The sequence below is a fragment of the Streptomyces sp. NPDC058371 genome, assembly GCF_042723265.1.
Classification (GTDB): Bacteria; Actinomycetota; Actinomycetes; order Streptomycetales; family Streptomycetaceae; genus Streptomyces.
In genome coordinates, this window is the sequence record NZ_JBHXJC010000011.1 from 244,871 (window position 1) to 262,850 (window position 17,980).

16 protein-coding genes are annotated in these 17,980 nt (G+C 71.8%); 9 read left to right on the top strand and 7 right to left on the bottom strand.

What is annotated here, in order from left to right; genetic code table 11:
• Positions 1 to 75: 75 nt before the first annotated feature.
• Complete coding sequence (gene mmuM / locus ACFWM2_RS28550) at positions 76 to 1,008, bottom strand: homocysteine S-methyltransferase (protein ID WP_383285886.1); 933 nt, start codon at positions 1,006 to 1,008, stop codon at positions 76 to 78.
• Positions 1,009 to 1,329: 321 nt separating this feature from the next.
• On the opposite strand from mmuM, the gene ACFWM2_RS28555 reads away from it, so the two are divergent.
• The 3 genes from ACFWM2_RS28555 (at position 1,330) to ACFWM2_RS28565 (ending at position 3,121) form a co-directional block, all read left to right on the top strand.
• Complete coding sequence (locus tag ACFWM2_RS28555; protein ID WP_383285888.1) at positions 1,330 to 1,788, top strand: hypothetical protein; 459 nt, start codon at positions 1,330 to 1,332, stop codon at positions 1,786 to 1,788.
• Positions 1,785 to 2,552 (top strand): isocitrate lyase/phosphoenolpyruvate mutase family protein, encoded by a 768-nt coding sequence (locus tag ACFWM2_RS28560; protein WP_383285890.1) that lies wholly within the window; start codon positions 1,785 to 1,787, stop codon positions 2,550 to 2,552. Before ACFWM2_RS28555 ends, ACFWM2_RS28560 begins: the two co-directional genes overlap by 4 nt.
• A 146-nt stretch (positions 2,553 to 2,698) precedes the next feature.
• Entirely contained in the window at positions 2,699 to 3,121 is a 423-nt protein-coding gene (locus tag ACFWM2_RS28565; RefSeq protein ID WP_383285892.1) for an NUDIX hydrolase, read from the top strand.
• A gap of 49 nt (positions 3,122 to 3,170) precedes the next feature.
• Here the strand turns inward: ACFWM2_RS28565 and ACFWM2_RS28570 are convergent, their stop codons facing one another.
• The 4 genes from ACFWM2_RS28570 to ACFWM2_RS28585 form a co-directional block, all read right to left on the bottom strand.
• On the bottom strand, positions 3,171 to 3,896 hold the full coding sequence (locus ACFWM2_RS28570) for a hypothetical protein (RefSeq protein WP_383285894.1): 726 nt from the start codon (positions 3,894 to 3,896) through the stop codon (positions 3,171 to 3,173).
• A 71-nt stretch (positions 3,897 to 3,967) separates the two neighbouring features.
• On the bottom strand, positions 3,968 to 5,305 hold the full coding sequence (locus ACFWM2_RS28575) for a hypothetical protein (RefSeq protein ID WP_383285896.1): 1,338 nt from the start codon (positions 5,303 to 5,305) through the stop codon (positions 3,968 to 3,970).
• 120 nt (positions 5,306 to 5,425) lie between these two features.
• The gene (locus ACFWM2_RS28580) at positions 5,426 to 6,265 is read right to left on the bottom strand and encodes an alpha/beta fold hydrolase (RefSeq protein WP_383285898.1); all 840 of its coding nucleotides are present in this window, start codon (positions 6,263 to 6,265) and stop codon (positions 5,426 to 5,428) included.
• Positions 6,258 to 6,842: a TetR/AcrR family transcriptional regulator gene (locus tag ACFWM2_RS28585; RefSeq protein WP_383285998.1), complete on the bottom strand. Its 585-nt coding sequence runs from the start codon at positions 6,840 to 6,842 to the stop codon at positions 6,258 to 6,260. The genes ACFWM2_RS28580 and ACFWM2_RS28585 overlap by 8 nt, the downstream gene beginning before the upstream one ends.
• A gap of 343 nt (positions 6,843 to 7,185) precedes the next feature.
• Here ACFWM2_RS28585 and ACFWM2_RS28590 point away from each other — a divergent pair, with 343 nt between their 5' ends.
• The 3 genes from ACFWM2_RS28590 to ACFWM2_RS28600 all read left to right on the top strand — a co-directional run bounded on the left by ACFWM2_RS28590 (position 7,186) and on the right by ACFWM2_RS28600 (position 10,811).
• Positions 7,186 to 8,898: a PHP domain-containing protein gene (locus ACFWM2_RS28590; protein WP_383285900.1), complete on the top strand. Its 1,713-nt coding sequence runs from the start codon at positions 7,186 to 7,188 to the stop codon at positions 8,896 to 8,898.
• A complete protein-coding gene (locus ACFWM2_RS28595) occupies positions 8,895 to 9,407 on the top strand; it encodes a hypothetical protein (protein ID WP_383285902.1) in 513 nt (170 codons plus the stop codon). The genes ACFWM2_RS28590 and ACFWM2_RS28595 overlap by 4 nt, the downstream gene beginning before the upstream one ends.
• Positions 9,408 to 9,485: 78 nt before the next feature.
• Positions 9,486 to 10,811 (top strand): alpha/beta hydrolase family protein, encoded by a 1,326-nt coding sequence (locus tag ACFWM2_RS28600; protein WP_383285904.1) that lies wholly within the window; start codon positions 9,486 to 9,488, stop codon positions 10,809 to 10,811.
• 109 nt (positions 10,812 to 10,920) lie between these two features.
• Here the strand turns inward: ACFWM2_RS28600 and ACFWM2_RS28605 are convergent, their stop codons facing one another.
• Entirely contained in the window at positions 10,921 to 13,788 is a 2,868-nt protein-coding gene (locus ACFWM2_RS28605) for a glycoside hydrolase family 2 TIM barrel-domain containing protein (RefSeq protein ID WP_383285906.1), read from the bottom strand.
• A gap of 7 nt (positions 13,789 to 13,795) precedes the next feature.
• Positions 13,796 to 15,067, bottom strand: a complete 1,272-nt coding sequence (locus ACFWM2_RS28610) for an FAD-binding protein (RefSeq protein WP_383285908.1) — start codon at positions 15,065 to 15,067, stop codon at positions 13,796 to 13,798.
• Between the two features lie 177 nt (positions 15,068 to 15,244).
• On the opposite strand from ACFWM2_RS28610, the gene ACFWM2_RS28615 reads away from it, so the two are divergent.
• From ACFWM2_RS28615 to ACFWM2_RS28625, 3 genes are all read left to right on the top strand, one after another.
• Positions 15,245 to 15,598 carry a VOC family protein gene (locus ACFWM2_RS28615; protein ID WP_383285910.1) on the top strand — a complete coding sequence of 118 codons (354 nt, stop codon included), beginning with the start codon at positions 15,245 to 15,247 and terminating at the stop codon, positions 15,596 to 15,598.
• 246 nt (positions 15,599 to 15,844) lie between these two features.
• Positions 15,845 to 16,519 (top strand): pyridoxamine 5'-phosphate oxidase family protein, encoded by a 675-nt coding sequence (locus ACFWM2_RS28620; protein WP_383285912.1) that lies wholly within the window; start codon positions 15,845 to 15,847, stop codon positions 16,517 to 16,519.
• Between the two features lie 61 nt (positions 16,520 to 16,580).
• A complete protein-coding gene (locus ACFWM2_RS28625; protein WP_383285914.1) occupies positions 16,581 to 17,912 on the top strand; it encodes a radical SAM protein in 1,332 nt (443 codons plus the stop codon).
• Positions 17,913 to 17,980 lie beyond the last annotated feature (68 nt).

The following is a 17,980-nucleotide window of genomic DNA, read 5'->3' on the forward strand; positions in this document are numbered from 1 at the left end:
CGGCGCAGTCGATGACGGTCATGAAGGATCCGCCACCGGGCCCTCCCGCCGGCCGCGGCTCGCCCATGCCAGGGCTTACGCCGCCGTACGCCCGACCGCCTGCGAGATCCCCGTGATCGCGGTGGGTCCCACCCGGCAGCAGCCGCCGATGAGCCGGGCCCCCGCCCGCCGCCAGCCGGTCACCTGCTCGGACGTGAAGGTCGGGCGGCCGTCCCAGGCCCGGGCTCGCGCGTCCCAGGTCTCGCCGCTGTTCGGGTAGACCACGACGGGCTTGCCGGTCACCCGCGCGGCGGTCTCCACGGCGCTGTCCACGTCCGCCGGGCTGCAGCAGTTCACGCCCACCGCGATCACCTCGTCGGCGTCCGCGGCCAGGGCGAAGGCGTCCTCCAGGGGCTGCCCGGCCCGCGTGCGGTCGCCGTCGACGGTGTACGACAACCAGGCCGGCACGCCCAGCCCGCGCACCGCACGCAGCAGCGCGCGCGTCTCGTCCGTGTCCGGCACGGTCTCCAGGGCGAGCACGTCAGGTGCGGCGGCGGCCAGCACCTCCAGGCGCGGGCGGTGGAAGCGCTCCAGCTCGTCGACGCTCAGGCCGTACCGCCCCCGGTACTCGGAGCCGTCCGCGAGCATCGCCCCGTACGGGCCGGCCGACGCGGCCACCCACAGCGGTCGGGTCACGCCCCCGGCGTGCGCGCGCCGGGCGGCCTCGCGCGCCAACTCGACGCTGAGACCGATCAGTTCGGCGGCCCGCTCGGGTCCCACAGCACGCTTGGCGAAGCCCTCGAAGGTGGCCTGGTAGCTGGCGGTGACCGCCACGTCCGCGCCCGCCTCGAAGTAGGCGAGGTGCGCCTCGGTGATCGCCTCGGGGCGCTCGGCGAGCAGACGCGCCGACCACAGCTCGTCGCGCAGGTCGTGCCCCGCCGATTCGAGCTGGTTGGACATACCACCGTCCAGGACGACCGTGCCGGTGTCCAGGGCGTCGGCGAGCGTGCGGGAGGTGTCGCTGGTCATGTCACGACGCTAGCCGATACGCGGTGGGGTACCTGGGTGTGTCCGTCAGGTGAGCGGTATGTCCAGTATATGAGATGGCGGGGAGGGGTGCGGGCCGGCGTCGGCAGTTCACCTCGGGACGACGTCAGATATCGGCGGCAAGCCGTGCACTTCGACCTGATCCGCCCCGGAACCATCGTCCCGACCTCTAGTGCCGACGGGCTTGGTGAGATGAAGTGGACTCCTGGGGCGCTCCGTCCGGAACCGGGGCGTCCCAGGTCCATGCAGGAGACCGGACACCGTTCGGCCGTCACCGAACCGTCCCGCACCTAACGTCGGCGTATGACAGAGACCCGGCAGCAGACACCGGCGGAAGCCCTCGTAGGTATGGTCGATCACGTGCTCGCGGCGGCCGCGACCCGGACCGGAGGGGACGGGGAGCCCCTGCGGGTGGACGAGCGGGTGTACGCGCCGCGCGTGGCGATCCGGAGAGGCGCCGATCATCTCGTCGACCACCTGGCCGAGTTGGAGACACGGCTGGTGGGGGAGGATCCGGGGGCCGACCGGTGGCCTGCGTCGGGGAGCACGACCGACGGGGATCTCGCGCCCTTCACGGCGGAGGATTCCAACGAGGCCCGCAGCCGGCTCGTCCGGCCCGGCCTGATCTGGGCCGCCCGGCTCGGTGCGCCGACCGAGGAGCAGTTCGACGACTCACCGGGTGACGGCTGGTCGTTCCGGGAGCCGGCCTCCCATCTCAAGGGATCGACGTACTACGTCGACGCGCTGGGGCGGCTGTCGTGACCGGCTTCCGCGACCTCCACCACACCGACGCACCCCTTCTCCTGCCCAACGCCTGGGACCACGCCTCCGCCGCGGGTCTCGCCGCCCAGGGGTTCGCGGCGATCGGCACCACCAGCCTGGGAGTGGCCGCGGCCGCCGGCCTGCCGGACGGCGCCGCCGCGACCCGCGAACTGACGGTGCGGCTTGCCCGGCAGCTCGGCCGGGGGACGTATCTGCTCTCCGTCGACGCCGAGGACGGGTTCGGCCAGGACCCGGACGACGTGGCCGAGTTGGCGCGCGAGCTCGCCGACGCCGGAGCGGCCGGCATCAATCTGGAGGACGGTCTCGCGTCCGCACGGCTGCACGCCGCGAAGATCGCCGCCGTCAAAGCCGCCGCACCCGGTCTCTTCGTGAACGCCCGCACCGACACGTACTGGCTCGGCGACGGCGGACACGCCGAGACGTGCCGCCGTCTCGACGCCTACCAACAGGCGGGCGCCGACGGTGTGTTCGTGCCGGGCCTCAGTGACCCGGCGCGGATCGCCACGCTGGTGAAGACGCTCGACGTGCCGCTCAACATCCTCTACTCGCCCCTGGGCCCGACCGTCGCCCACCTCGGCGACCTCGGCGTACGACGCGTCAGTCTCGGCTCGCTGCTGTACCGGCGGGCGCTGGGCGCGGCCCTCGACGCGGCCGCCGACATCCGGGCGGGACGAGCGCCGCACGGCGCGGTGCCGACCTACACGGAGGTGCAGGCGCTCAGCGTCGAAGGCCCCGACAGCTAGCGCCCCGATCTGTGCCCCGGACGGCAGCGTCACCAAGGGCGGAACCCGCTTGGCGACCGGCCATCCTTCAGGGGATCCTGGTACGGTTGACACTTTCGCGGGTATCAGACCCAGTGGACTCCCAACCGGCGAGGGACCGAGGAACCATGGACATGGACATCCCCGGCGACAAGCGACTGGCGGCCGCCGTCGTGATGCACAAAGGCCGTGTGCTGCTCGTCCGTCGCAGTGAGACCGAGCGGTTCCTGCCCCGGGTGTGGGGCGTGCCCTGCGGAAAGCTGGAACCGGACGAGAGTCCCCGGGACGGCGTCCTGCGGGAGTTGAAGGAAGAGACCGGGCTGCTGGGCGAGGTCGTCCGCAAGGTCGGTGACTCGTCCTTCGTGAGCGAGTACCGCGGGCACGAGGTCAAGAACTGGCAGGACAACTTCCTGGTCAGGCCCCTCTCCCGGCACGTCACGCTCCCCGAGGCGGATCAGGCGTACGTCTGGCTGACGCCCGCCGAGCTGTCCACCGTCGACATCGACGAGTACAACCTGGACGTCGTACGACAGGCACTGAGGCATCGCTGAGGCATTTCTTGAAGCGCGCCGACCGGTCCTCCGCCCCGGGCCCGTCCCCTCACGCCGTCCTGAGCAGCTCGGACAGCGCCTCCAGCTCCCCCAGATAGTCCTTCACATCCAGCGGCATCTTCGGCACCGCCCCGGCGTGCGGTCCCGCTGCCGTGAACACGTCGGTGTGGCGCCGCCGTTCGCTGCCCGTCTCCAGGAAGAGCGTCACCGTCGGCCCTGCCGTGTCGCTCCACGCGCGGTGCAGGGTGTGCGCCGGCAGCGCGTAGGAGCTGCCTGCCGCGTACTCCGCCACCTGGGTCAGGTGCAGCCGCGCCGGACCGGCCGGTTCCAGGATCCAGTCGGCCGTCCCGGCGGAGAGGGACTCCTGGTAGCGGGCGGCGGAGACCCCGCCGTCGCCGCGTGGCTCGTAAAGCTCCATGGCCAGTCGGCCCCGTACGACGTAAGAGGCCAGCGGGGAGCGGTGGTTGTGGATGTCCTCCTTGCCGGCCGCGCTGCCGCCGGCATGCCAGAGGTGGGCGCGCAGCTTGTGCCGGGGGCCGCCGTCGATCAGCAGCAGCTTGTCGAAGCCGAGGACATGGCGGTACGAGAGCAGGGCGCACGCGGCCGGGTCGCCCTCACCGGAGGCGAGTTCGGAGACAAGCTCCAACAGCCGTTCCGGTGAGCCCAGTTCGGCCACCACGGCGCGGGCCACTGACGCCACCTCGTGTTCGGGCAGTTCGTCGTCCAGTGCCTCGGTCAGCAGACGTCGCGCCGCCAGGACCTGCCGACCGCCCATGCACACACCCCTCGGTAGTCCGCTCAGCGCCGTAACCTGCCCCGCCCCGGGGCCCGTTGGGTGAATCTCGTTCACCCGGCTTGATACATCCATACGGCATGTGCCCGCAGCGCCGAAAGGCCTTGGTAGGTCATCCACATGGGGCTGCGCAGTTCGGTGGTGTCATCGCGGGCCCAGGACCAGATGCCGTCCCTCTGCCCTGCCCACACCGCGGCTACCGCGCCGTCCAGCCGGTCCCGCCAGCCGTCCTCGAGTCCGTCCTCGCGGGCGATCTCCCGGGCACCGGCCGTGAGCAGGGCCCGCACGACCCAGGAAGCGGTGAAGTGCCGTACGTTCAGTACCTCGTGGCGAGAGGGGTCGTCGGTACGCGGTCTGCGTACCTCCTCCCACATGTTCTCCAGGTCGAGGCAGGCGTGGTGCGGCGCGTCCGGGCAGGCCAGCAGCCAGCGGACACCGTCCTCGCGGGCGGCCCGTGCATTGGCGCTCTCGCCGAGCACGCGGGCCGCGCGGTCGAGAGCGACCACGGCCTGGGCGGTGTGCAGCGGAGAGGGTCGCCCGTGGTCCGTGGTGAGCCGGTGGCCCCAGCAGCGGCGGTGGTCGCGCCGCGGATCGGTGATCGCGCCGTCGACGAGTGCCTCGCGCAGCAGGGGCAGGGCCGTCGACCGGGGTGCGGCGCGCAGCAGCCCGCGCAGCACCGTCGTCACGACATGCGTCAACTGCCGTCCGGAACGGTCCAGTTCGAGGGTGAAGCCCGCTTCGCACCGGGCGGCCTCCTCGGCCAGCCGCTCCGGCGAGGCCCCGGCCCGGGCCAGCGCGCCCAGCACCTGGGCGGTGACCTCCGGGCGCGGTTCCGAACCTTGCGACCGGGCCGACCAGCCGCCGTCCGGCAGGCGCAGCCGCCACAGCGTGTCCACCAGCGCACCCGTGCTCAACCGTCCCTCGGGGACGCCGAGTTCGAGCACGGTGTGCAGGCCGTACGCCGTACCGACCGAGGTGGGGCGCACCGGCGCGCTCTCGCCCGGGTCCTCGCCCAAAGCGTGCGACCAGCCGATGAGCCGCCCGCGGACCGGGTCGTCGACCACACTGACCTGATCCAGGAGTGTGTCGTACGCGCTCGCGAAGACCTGGGGGAGCGGGCCGGGGCCGGACAGCGGTGTCGGCGCGGGGACGAGCACCCCGGCCCGGATGTGCTCGGTCGCGCGTGCCCGCACCAGCGCCGCCGACAGCCAGGCCGCGGCGGCCGTACCGACTCCGCTGACACCGGCGATCAGGTACTGGGCCAGCTGAACGTCGATGCCGTCGGGCAGCACCGAGAACAGGAACTGGAAGACCCCGTAACCGGCGGCCAGGCAGCTGAAGCCGCCCAGCCACCCCACCAGCCGCCGCACCGGCGTGCCCGGCTCGGACACGGGACCCGACGGTGCGGGACCACGACGCAACGAACCCCGGCCCAGCTGCTGTTGAGACAAGGCGCGTCCCCTCCCCCCAGGGTGGCACCTGGCAACCGACGAAGCTTTCAGTCTAAGTGGTCACCGGTACGCCTGGGGTGGCGACTGTGTCAGCGCCCCGACGAGCCGCTCCGCGAACTCCCCGGGGTACTGCACGACGCCGACATGGCCCCCTGGGAACTCGGCGAAGCCTGCGCCGGTGAGCTCGGCGGTCAATGCCGCCGTGCGGTACAGGAGTTGACCGCGTGAATCGGTTCCGGCAGCCAGGACGAGCCGCGGCGCCAGGCCCTTCAGAGCCACCAGGTCCGGTGCGTACGCGGTGAACTGGCGCAGCACACGGGTGAGGAAGAGGGCCATGGGGCTGGACAACTCGTCCTCCGGGGACGGCGGGTGAGCGCCCACGCCCCCGTGCCGCTCCTCCGACGCACCCTCGCTCTCCATCAGCCCGGCGGTGAGCCGGGCCCCCGCGGCATCCGGGCCGGCGGCACGGTAGGCGTCGTACACCTCGGTGAACATGGCCCGGTGGCGCGCCGCGTCCGGCAGTACCGCCACGCTCGGCGGCTCGTGCGCCACCACGCGCCGCAGCCGCTGCGGATACCGGGTGAGCAGGTCCAGCGCCGCGATAGCGCCGGAGCTGGTGCCGAAGACGTACGCGCCCTCGCCGCCCGGCAGCACCTCGTGAAGCACCCGATGGGCTCCCTCGCTCCACGACCGCACCCGCTGGTCCTCAACGGGGGAGCCGAGCCGACCGTGGGCCAGACCCAGCGGGTCGTACGTGACCACGGTGAACCGGTCGGCGAGCCGCTCCGTCAGCCCGCCGAGCCCCATGGGGTGGCCCGCCCCGCCCGGGACGACCAGCAGCACGGGCCCGCTGCCGCACACCTCGTAGTGAAGCGCCGTCCGAGGATCCGTCTCACTCATCGCCCGCCTCCTCGCGCGGCCAGTGCTCCAGCAGGACGTGCAGCGCGTCGACCATGCGGTCCCAGGACGCCTGTACGGCGCGGGGCGCGCCGAAGCCGCCGGTGGCCTCCAGGCCGCAGAATCCGTGGAAGGTGCTGCGCAGCAGGCGTACGGCGTCGGTGAGATCGGGTTCGTCGAGGCCGTAGGCGCGCAGCATGCCGTACGTGATCTCGGCGGTCCGGCGGAGGGCGCGAGTGCCGGCGACGACGTCCTGATCGATCTGGATCTGGGTGGCCGCGTACCGTCCCGGCCGCTCCAGCGCGAACTCCCGGTAGGCGCCCGCGAAAGCGGCCAGTGCGTCCTTGCCGGCCCGCCCGGCCACCGCACCGGCGATCCGGTCGATCATCTCCTCGCCGGCCAGCAGGGCGACCCGGACGCGCAGGTCCTGCACGCTCTTGACGTGCGAGTACAGACTCGCGTCCTTCACGCCGAAGTGGCGGGCCAGCGCGGAGACGGTGACGTTCTCGAAGCCGACCTCGTCCGCGAGGTCGGCCGCGGCCACCACGACCCGATCGACCGTCAGCCCGGCACGGACCATGGGCGACCACCGCCTCTGCACGCTCTCGAACCTAGACCCTCTAGGCAGCGGCCTAATATACACAGGTGAGCGGCTCGAAGCGCGGGGTTTTCCCGCGCACCGCACGGACGGCCGCTGTGTGTCCCCTGTGCGGCCGCCTGCGGAGGTCGCCTCGGCTCGTCATGCGGCTGACGCGCCAACAGGGGCCGGTACCAGGGGGTTTGGGGGGAGAGGGGAGTCCCACAGGGGTGAGCTGTCGCTCCCGGGCCGCCCGGTGATCATGCGGGCGTCGATCAATGTTCATGTTTCACGTCGAGTCTCCTTGCGCGCGGCCGTATGGCGCCGCCCGACTCAGGAGACCGACATGGGGCACGGACACGCACACGGACACGCACACGGGCATCACCACCATCACGCGGCCGACGCCACCGCCCTGCCCGCCGCCTTCGACACCTCCGTGCCCGACGAGGAGCTGACCGAGGACCAGCGGTCGCGACGCTCGTTGCTGCGCCGCGCGGGCCTGCTGGGAGCCGGACTCGCCGCGGGCAGCGTGCTCGGCCAGGGCGCGGCCGCTCCGGCGTACGCCTCGCCGAGCCGTCGGGCCAGTGGTGGCCCGGGCGGCTTCCTCTGGCTGTCCGGCGACCACCACATCCACACCCAGTACAGCGACGACGGCAAGTACCGGGTGGGCGACCAGGTCCGCCAGGGCGCCCGGCACGGCCTGGACTGGCTGGTCATCACCGACCACGGCAACGAGACGCACGCCAGGATCGGTGTGGAGAAGGTCAACCCCGACATCAAGGAGGCCCGGGACACGTACGACGACACGCTCGTCTTCCAGGGCCTGGAGTGGAACATCCCGGGCGCCGAGCACGCCACGGTCTTCGTGCACCCCGGCAAGAACGAGGTCGCCGTTCTCAAGGAGTTCGAGACCTCCTACGACGGCCGGGTGAAGAACGCCAACGACTCGACGCCCACCAACGAGGCGCTCGCCGTCGCGGGCCTCCAGTTCCTGTCCGAGCAGGTCCAGCGGCGCAAGGTCAAGGACGCCCTGATGCTCGCCAACCACCCCGCGCGGCGCGGCATCGACTCGCCGCACGAGATCCGCGGCTGGCGGGACGCCACCCCGGAGAGCCACCGGATCGCCGTCGGCTTCGAGGGCGCGCCCGGCCACCAGGCCTCCGGCATTCCCACCCCGCTGGGCGTCGGCCGGGCCCGGGGCATCTACGACAACAACCCGAGCGCCAACTCCTTCGCCGGTTACCCGCTGGAGAGTTACCGCACCTGGGGCGGCTTCGACTGGATGACCGCCACCGTCGGCGGGCTCTGGGACAGCCTGCTCGCCGAGGGCAAGCCGTGGTGGATCACCGCCAACTCCGACTCGCACCAGGTGTACGCGGACACCACCGTCCGCGGCGGCCCGGACAGCGACTTCACCGTCAACGGCAAGCACACGGACCCGGTGTACGGCGGAAAGGTCGACCTCGCCCAGAGCGACTACTGGCCGGGCCAGTACAGCCGGACCCACGTCGGTGCCGAAAACTTCTCGTACGCGGCCGTCATGGACGGCATCCGTGCCGGACGCATCTGGGTCGACCACGGCCGGCTCATCAGCGGCCTCGACGTACGGCTGGCGGGCGGCAGCCGGTGGGCCACCCTCGGCGGCGCGCTGCACGTGAAGAAGGGCACCAAGGTCACCCTGACGGTGGACGTCTCCCTGGCCGGCGGCCCCAACTGGGCCGGTTTCGTGCCGAAGGTGGCCCGGGTCGACGTCATCCAGGGTGATGTCACCGGCGCGGTCTCCGACCGGGACACGTTCACCGCGCCGACCGCGCGGGTCGTCCAGTCGTACGAGGTCGGGAAGTCCACCGGCACCGTCCGGCTGACGTACTCCCTCGGCACCGTCGACCGCCCGCTGTACGTCCGGCTGCGCGGCTCGGACGGCAACCGTTCCGCGACCGGTCTGATGGGTGCGGCCGTCGACCCGAACGGGCCCGCGCTGGACGTCGTCGGCGATGCCGACCCCTGGCGCGACCTGTGGTTCTACTCCAACCCGGTCTGGGTGCTCCCCACGTGACCCGGTACGTCATCGGCCTCGACGCGGGCACGACGAACCTGCGCGAGGCCGATCACCTGCTCGTCGCGCTGGCCGCCGAACTAGTCCTTCCGGAGGGCGTGTTCGGCTGCACACACCTGGTGCGTGGCGACCGGCCGCGGGTCGCCCTGTCCTTCACGCTGCCGTCGGAGGCGACGTTGCGTGCGGCCCGCGAGGGACTCGCGGCCAAGGGGTACGAGGCAACGGACGGGGCGCCGGACGCGGTGGGACGCGCGGTGCTGTACCCCGGAGTCCCGGAGCTCACCGGGACGGTGACGGTAGGTCAGCTGTTGGCGGGCTCCGCGATCGACCGCGTCACGGTGCTCGGCACGCCCGGAGTGCCCGCGGCTGACCTGCCGTTGATCACCCGGGGCCATGTGCGGCCCGGGTGGCAGGGCCCGGAACTGGTCCTCGCGGCGGTGCCCGCGGCGGGCGGAACCCTGGTCCCCTTCGAGGTGCCGGACCCGACGCCGTGCTGCGCGGACCACTGAACGCGGTGGGGTAAACCCCTCACCGACCGACGGGCTTGCCGGATGGTGGGTGTTCCGGCGGCTCCCTACCGTCGGAGCATGAAACGCATACGAAAGTTGCAGTCGGTCACGGTGCGCCGTCGCGTCGTGCGGGCCGCTGTCATCGCGGGGGTGGCAGCGGCGGTCGCGGTGAGCGGTTCGGTGTCCGCGGGCGCCGGCACTTCGGGGGTCACCATGGCCGCCGTACGGACGGACGCGGGGGAGCGGGGGCGGACGGATCCCGCCTGGCGGGGGCAGGTGGTCTCGGTCGAGCACCTGCGCACGCTGTCGGCGGGGCGGGTCGCGGCCGAGCTGAAGGGGGACGAGGCGGGGGCCTGGGACACCGGGGCCGTCCGGTACGGCGTGGACCTGTACCGGGTGGTGTACCGCACGGTGGACGCCCTCGGCCGGCCCACGACCGCCAGCGGCCTGCTCGCCCTGCCGCGCAGCGGGGACCACCGGCTGCGCACGGTGTCGTTCACCCACGGCACCGAGCTCTTCAAGGGCGACGCGCCCTCGGTGGCGAAGGACGTCTGGGGGCAGGCACCGGCGCTGACCTACGCGTCCGCCGGTTTCGCCACCGTGCTCCCGGACTACCTCGGCCTGGGCCTCGGCCCGGGACCGCACCCGTGGATGGACGTGCCCTCGGAGACGACCGCCGCCCTCGACATGCTGCGCGCGGCACGCTCGTTCGTGCCGAAGACCGGGCGTCAACTGGAGCGCGAGACGCTGGTCACGGGGTTCTCGCAGGGCGCGTCGGCGGCCCTGGGACTCGCGCGGGCGCTCCAGGAGGGCGCCGACCCCTGGTTCCGGCTCGGCGCGGTCGCCCCGATCAGCGGCGCGTACGCCTTCAAGGACGTGGAACTGCCCGCGCTGCTGGCCGGCGACACGAACGACAAGGCCGGCGCCATCTACGCGGCCCTCACCCTCGTCAACTTCAACCGGCTGCATCACCTCTACGACTCACCCAGCGAGGTCTTCCGGACGCCCTACGACACGACCATCGAGGGGCTGCTGGACGGCACGCACCCCGGCCGGGAGGTCGAGGAGAACACCCCGGCCACCGTGGGCGATCTGCTGACGAAGAAGGGGCGCGCGTTGCTGGAACACCCCACCGGACCGCTGGCCGCGGCTCTGCGGGTGGCCGACGGCGTGTGCACGGACTGGACACCGCGCGCTCCCCTGCGGATGTACTACGCCCAGGAGGACGAGCAGGCCGTCAGCGCCAACAGCGAGCACTGCCGGGCGGATCTGCGGGCACGCGGCGCCGACGTACCGTTGACCGACCTCGGCACACCGCAGTACGGCGGCTCCCGCCATCTGGGCACCCAGCAGGCGGGAACCGCCGCCGTGGTCCGCTGGTTCAGGTCACTGGACAGGACCTAGCCCCGCGGTTGTCCCCGTCAGTCCCGCGTCAGCCCGCGGCCGTCCCCGTCAGCCCGCGGCCGTCCCCGTCAGCCCGCGGCCGTCCGCGTAGAGTCCGCGCCTGTCCGCGTCAGTCCTGAAGCTCCGTGAAGACGAACGAGAACTCGGCGGGCTCGGTCCGCAGTCGGTACTCCGGCAGCACGCCCGGACCGCACGACTGCGAGCCGATGCCCTGCTGGCCGTGGTCGAGATTGACCCAGGCCGTGTCGCCGGGCTTCAGGTCGGTGAGATGGCGGGCGGCGTCGAGCTGCTCCGTGGTCCAGCGGCGCCCCGTGAACCAGAACTCCGGGTCCCCCTCGACGCGCAGGCCGCCGAGCTCCGCCCAGCGCACATCGGGCCGCGCGCCGTTCTCCTGAGGTCGGACGTACGGAGTTTGGAGACCGTCCACCGGTGCCTCCCAACGGCCGTACAGAGACGCCGACTTGGTGTCGGGGTAGCCCTCGCCGGGGCCGCCGCCGAACCAGCGCACGCGGTCCGCGGACGACGGCAGCCCGAACCGGATCCCGAGCCGCGGCAGGGGCAGCTTCCAGTCCCCCTCGGGTGCCACCGACACCGTCAGCCGCAGTCGCGTCCCGTCGGACGTCCACCGGTACACCGTCCGCAGGCCCACTTCCCGGCCGGCCGGCGCCACCCGGGTCCGTACGGTCAGGGCTTCGTCCGTCAACTCCACCGCGTCCAACCGGTGTTGCATCCGGTGCAGGCCCAGCTTGCGCCAGAGCGGGCCGAGACGCGCGTCCGGCTGCCAGGGCGCGCCGTCGTCGTTGTCGGTCGGCGCACGCCACACGTCCAGGCGCAGACCCCTCACGACGACACCGCCGATCGTCCGCAGCGCGCCGGTGCGTGCGTCGAAGACGGCCGGGCCGAGCGTGATCCGGCGCGCGCCGAGCACGGGCGCGGCGGACTGGGCGACGCGCGGGGGGACGGGCCCGCTGACCGGCAGTTGCGTCCAGGCGACCGGGTGTCCCCTCGGGGCCCACGCGGTGTGCGAGGCGAGCACCGCCCGCACTGTCCACTGCGTCTCGGCCGCCCGGCCGTCCACCGGTGGCGGAGGCAGTTTCACCTCGGCGGTCTCACCCGGAGCGAGCGCCGGCACCGGCAGGGTGCCGTTCGCCACCGACTCCCCGTCGACCTGGTACGACCATTCGAAGGCCAGGGCCGAGAGGTCCGCGAAGTCGTACCCGTTCCGCACGAGGACCGCACCGTCCCTGCCGTCGCCCTCGATGCGCACCGGTTCGATCACCTTCCCGTACTCCACCAGCCCCGGTGAGGGAGTCCGGTCCGGGAAGAGCAGCCCGTCGCAGACGAAGTTCCCGTCGTGGAGTTCCTCGCCGAAGTCGCCGCCGTACGCGAAGCCGTGGCGCTCGTCCTTGATGCCGTGGTCGATCCACTCCCAGACGAACCCGCCCTGGAGGCGGTCGTGCGCCTCGAAGAGACGCTGGTAATCGGCCAGCCCACCCGGGCCGTTGCCCATCGCGTGTCCGTACTCGCAGAGCAGGAAGGGAAGTTCGCGACGCCCGTGCGGACCGCCGTCCACGCCCCGGCCGATCCGCTCGACCTCGGCGTGATCGGCGTACATCCGCGAATACACGTCCGTGTCACGGCAGCTGAGGTCACCCTCGTAGTGGAGGAGCCGTGAACCGTCCCGGCCGCGGATCCACTCGGCCATGGCGGTGAGGCCGCGTCCGGTGCCTGCCTCGTTGCCGAGGGACCAGACGACGACGGACGGATGGTTCTTGTCACGCTCGACCATGCGGGCCGCGCGGTCCAGCAGCGCCGGGGTCCAGCGGTCGTCGTCCACCGGGTTGTCGCGCCACGCCTGCTCGGTGAAGCCGTGGGTCTCCAGATCGCACTCGTCGACCACCCACAGGCCGTACTCGTCGCAGAGGTCGAGAAAGGCGGGGTGGGGCGGGTAGTGCGAGGTGCGCACGGCGTTGATGTTGTGCCGCTTCATCAGCAGCACGTCCCCGCGCATGGTCTCCGGGTCCAGGGCGCGGCCGGTCACCGGATGCCACTCGTGCCGGTTCACGCCCTTGAAGAGGACCGCCCTGCCGTTGACCTTGATCAGCCCGTCCTCGAGCGCGACCGTGCGGAAACCGATGCGCAGTGGTACCCGCTCGCCCTCCGTCGCCAGGACCCCGTCGTACAGCCGGGGTGTCTCGGCCGTCCACGCCCGCACCGGCACGGTCACGGACTCGCCCGTCTCCACCGCGATGTCCAGCTCGGGCACGATGACCCGCCCGTCCACGTCGGATTCGACGCGCAGGGTGCCCGCACCGGCCGTGTGGTCGTACGAGGCGTGCACGAAGAAGTCGAGTGCGCTGCCGGCGGGCCGGTGCAGCAGCGTGACGTCCCGGAAGATGCCGGGCAGCCACCACTGGTCCTGGTCCTCCAGATAGGAACCGGCCGACCACTGGTGGACCCGGACGGCGAGGACGTTGCCGTGCGGCTTCAGCAGATGCCCGACGGCGAACTCGTGCGGCAGCCGGGACCCCCTGAACTCGCCGATGTCCGTGCCGTTCAGCCAGACCCGGGCGCACGACTCGACCCCGTCGAAGCGCAGCAGCGAGCCACCGTCCGCGGGCCAGTCACCGGGGAGGTCGAAGACCCGCAGATGATCGCCCGTGGGGTTCTCGGTCGGCACCCGCGGCGGGTCGACCGGGAACGGATAGAGGTGGTTCGTGTAGATCGGCGCGCCGTGGCCCTGCAGCACCCAGTGGCCGGGGACGGACACCTCCGCCCAGTCCCCGGCGTCGTACCCCTGCACGGCGAAGGAGTCGTCCTCGGCATCGGCGGTGGGCGACAGACGGAAGCGCCAGGCTCCGTTCAGGGAAAGGGACTTGGCGTCCGAGGATGCGTACCAGGAGCGTGCCGGCAGCGCACCGCTGCCGGGTGAGACGTCCTCGACGTAGTCGCTGGCGGTCGGGATGCGGAATGACATCGGTCTCCTACTGCCGGGAGAGGACTTCCTCCGCCTGGACGTCGAGCACGTCTCGTACGAAGGCGTTGCGGAACGTGCCCTTCGGGTCCAGCTCGTCGGCGAGCGCCCGGAAGGCGGCCAGCCGCGGGTAGCGCCCGCGCAGCACGACCGGCGGCATGGTGAACACCTTGCCCCAGTGCGGCCGCGGATCGAAGGGGGCGAGGGCCGCCTCGACCCGCCGCACCACGGGCAGGACGGCCTCGGTGTCCTCGACCCAGGTGAAGTGCAGGGCCACGGTGTCCCGCCCGTGGGCGGGGCTCAGCCACTGGCTGTCCGCGGCGACGGTCCGCACCTCGCACACCTGGAGCACGGGCGCGACGGTCGCACGGATCGCGTCGACGGCGTGCAGCGCGGCCAGGGCGTCCGCGCGGGGCAACAGGTACTCGGACTGCAGCTCGGCGCCGCTGCTCGGCGTGAACTCGGCCCGGAAATGGGGGAGTCGCTCGTGCCACGGCCCTGGGACACCGAACTGCCGGGTGCAGTTCCGGGCGGGCATGCCCGGCACCGGGTGCATCGCCTCGGTGGCGGGTGCGGCCCACGGGACATCGGGCATCGGCTGGTCGGTGCGCCGCTTGAGCCACAGTTGCCGGAACCCCGGTCGCCCCCAGTCGGTGAAGAGACTGACGCTGTACGCCGACGCCGCCACCGCCTCGAAGTCCAGCCCCGCCAGCGGCAGTTCGGTGAAGACGTGCTGGCTCACCTCGAAGTCCGGCTCCAGGTCGAGGGTGAGCCCGGTGACGACACCGAGGGCGCCCAGGGAGGTGACGGCGCCGTCGAAGCGCCGGTCGCCGCGACGGATCAGCTCGGCCGAGCCGTCGGCCGTGATCAGCTCGACCTCGCGTACGACGGAGGCGAGCGAGCCGTTCGTGACGCCCGAGCCATGGGTGCCGGTCGCCACCGAGCCGGCCACCGAGATGTGCGGGAGGGACGCCATGTTGGCCAGCGCGAAGCCCTGCTGGTGCACACGGCGGGCGAGTTCGGCGTAGCGGACGCCGCCCGCGACCCGTACCGTACGGGCCGCCGTGTCGACGTCCACCGTCGGCGGCAGGGCGGTCAGCGAGACGAGTACGCCGTCGCCGCCGGGGTCGGCGATGGCGTTGAAGGAGTGGCCGCTGCCCAGCACCCTGACCTTCGCGCTCCGGGCGACCAGTGCCGCGAGCGCGTCGAGTGAGGGCGGGCGGTGCAGCTCCTCGGCGGTGTACGTGATGTTGCCCGCCCAGTTGGTCAGGGTCCGTGTCATCCCCGTCGTCCCTCCCCGGAAGTCACTGTCCGCGGCCGGTGTCGCGGCCACCGCTGGAAACTACCTCGGCAGGGCGGCAGCCTCGCCTCCGGCCGGCCAGGTGGATCCGGACGCGGGTCCGAAGTGGGAGGCCTGAGTGCCTGTTTTCCGCAGCCCGCGCAGGTCTAAGCTCTGCGGATGACCTTGGAATGGGAACAGGTAATCGTTCACTCGGTGGATCCGGCGGCCCTGGGACAGTGGTGGGCCGAGGCTCTTGGCTGGGTTGTCGTCCACTCCTCCGACGACGAGTTCGAGATCCGCCCGGAGCCGGATCGCCTGCCGGGGCTGGACTTCGTCCGGCTCGATGAGCGCAAGAAGGTCAAGAGCCGACTGCATCTCGACTTCAGGCCTGATGACCAGGACGCCGAGGTGGCTCGCCTGGTGGCTCACGGCGCACAGCGGGTCGACATCGGCCAGGGTGATCAATCGTGGGTCGTGCTGGCCGACCCCGAAGGCAACGAGTTCTGCGTCCTCGGCCAGCGGCGTCAGTGACGCTCTCGCCTCGCCGGAATTGCGTGCATCGCCGTCCCGCGGCCGACCGGTGAGCAATGTCGGGCGTCGGCGGCTTCCTGAGTCCCGCACAGCCCCGCAAGGCGCTGGCCGACTCTCGGAATCTTCCGCATCACGGGCTCTCAGTGCGAGACCGCCGTGGTGCGGATTTCGTTGTCTTTCGATTCCTGAGTGATCAATACGCCAGAATTGTAGCCCTGTGCGGGCGATATCGATAGCGTCCGGGGCATGACGCACCGCCCGCTTTCCGACACCCTCCCGCAGACCGACCTGACCCGTCACCGCCGCCTTCGCGAGCAGGGCAGCCTGGACCGGGCCGACCTGGACGCCGTTCTCGACGCCGGGTTCATCTGCCATCTCGGCGTGATCATCGGCGGACGGCCGCTGGTGGTGCCGACGGTGTACGGACGGGACGCGGAGCAGCTGTACCTGCACGGCTCGGTCGCCAGCCGCAGCCTCGCGGCGGACGCCCCGGTCTGCGTCACCGTCACACACGTCGACGGGCTCGTGCTCGCCCGTTCCGTGTTCGAGCACGGCGTGAACTACCGCAGCGCGATCATCCACGGTGTGCCGCGCAGGATCACCGACCCGGAGGAGAAGGCCGAAGGCCTGCGACGGCTCACCGAGCACGCCGCACCCGGCCAGTGGGACTACGCCCGCCGGCCCAGCCGCAAGGAGCTGGCCGCCACCACCCTCCTCGCGCTCTCCCTCGAGGAGGCCTCGGTCAAGATCCGTACCGGCGCCCCGGACGACGGAGATGGACCCGACGCCGAGCTCGGCCTGTGGGCCGGCACCCTGCCGCTCGTCCCGACCTGGGGCGCACCCGAGCCCGACCCGCTGCTGCCGGCGGGCGTCGCCGCCCCTGCACACATCGCGGGGCGCGAGGGGACCCGGCACGGCTGACCCGCGGGCCGGGGCATACCGTGAGGAGTCGAGCACATTCGCCGGGAGCGAGGAGGACGGGATGGGCAGCCGGACCGCGCTGGTCGAGGATCTGATGGAGCGGTTCCCGCACGTGCCGCGGGAAGCCGTCTTCAAGGAGGACCTGCTCCGTGGGGGAGTCGCCTTCGACGCCTCGGCGCTCAGCGACAACGACGACGGCGACGTCAAGCCGAAGTCGTACTTCATCTTCTCCTTCGACCACGGCACCCTGCCCGAGCTGGGCGAGGCCGCGCTGCGCCGCCCGCCCGAGGAGATCATCCTCACCGGTGGCCCGTACGACCTGCGGCGGACCGTGGTGTCCGTGCGCGTGAACCCGGCCTCGCCGTACCGGGTGGCCGCCGACGAGGAGGGGATCCTCGGGCTCTATCTCGACGGGAAGCGGATCTCCGACGTCGGGGTCCCGCCCATGCCCGAGTACTACCGGCACAAGCTCTCCAACGGGAAGTCCGTGATGGAGGTGGCCCCGACGATCCAGTGGGGGTACCTGATCTACCTCACCGTCTTCCGGGTCTGCCAGTACTTCGGCGCCAAGGAGGAGTGCCAGTACTGCGACATCAACCACAACTGGCGCCAGCACAAGGCGGCCGGCCGTCCGTACACCGGTGTGAAGGACGTCGAGGAGGTCCTCGAAGCGCTGGAGATCATCGACCGGTACGACACCGCGAAGACCTCCACCGCGTACACGCTGACCGGTGGTGCGATCACCAAGACGGTCGCCGGACGCGACGAGGCCGACTTCTACGGCCACTACGCCAAGGCCATCGAGGAGCGCTTCCCGGGACGCTGGATCGGCAAGGTCGTCGCGCAGGCGCTGCCGCGGGACGACGTGCAGCGCTTCAAGGACTACGGGGTGCAGATCTACCACCCCAACTACGAGGTGTGGGACCGCCGGCTGTTCGAGCTGTACTGCCCCGGCAAGGAGCGTTATGTCGGCCGCGACGAGTGGCACAAGCGCATCCTCGACTCGGCGGAGATCTTCGGCGCGCGCAATGTGATCCCCAACTTCGTGGCGGGCGTGGAGATGGCCGAGCCGTTCGGGTTCACCACGGTCGACGAGGCCATCGCCTCCACGACCGAGGGCCTGCGCTTCTTCATGTCGCAGGGCATCACGCCCCGGTTCACCACCTGGTGCCCGGAGCCGACCACCCCGCTCGGCAAGGCCAACCCGCAGGGCGCGCCCCTGGAGTACCACATCCGCCTGCTGGAGGCCTACCGCTCCACGATGGAGGACTTCGGGCTCTCCTCGCCCCCCGGATACGGTCCGCCCGGACCCGGACGCGCCGTCTTCTCGGTGAGCTCCTTCATGGACAGCCTTCCCGCCCGGGAGTCCGAAGCGGAGCCCTCGCATATTTGAATAGGCTGCTTGTCAGTTGTGTGGGAGCCGTGAAAGGCTCGGTGCTGTCGCGAGACAAATCCCAACTC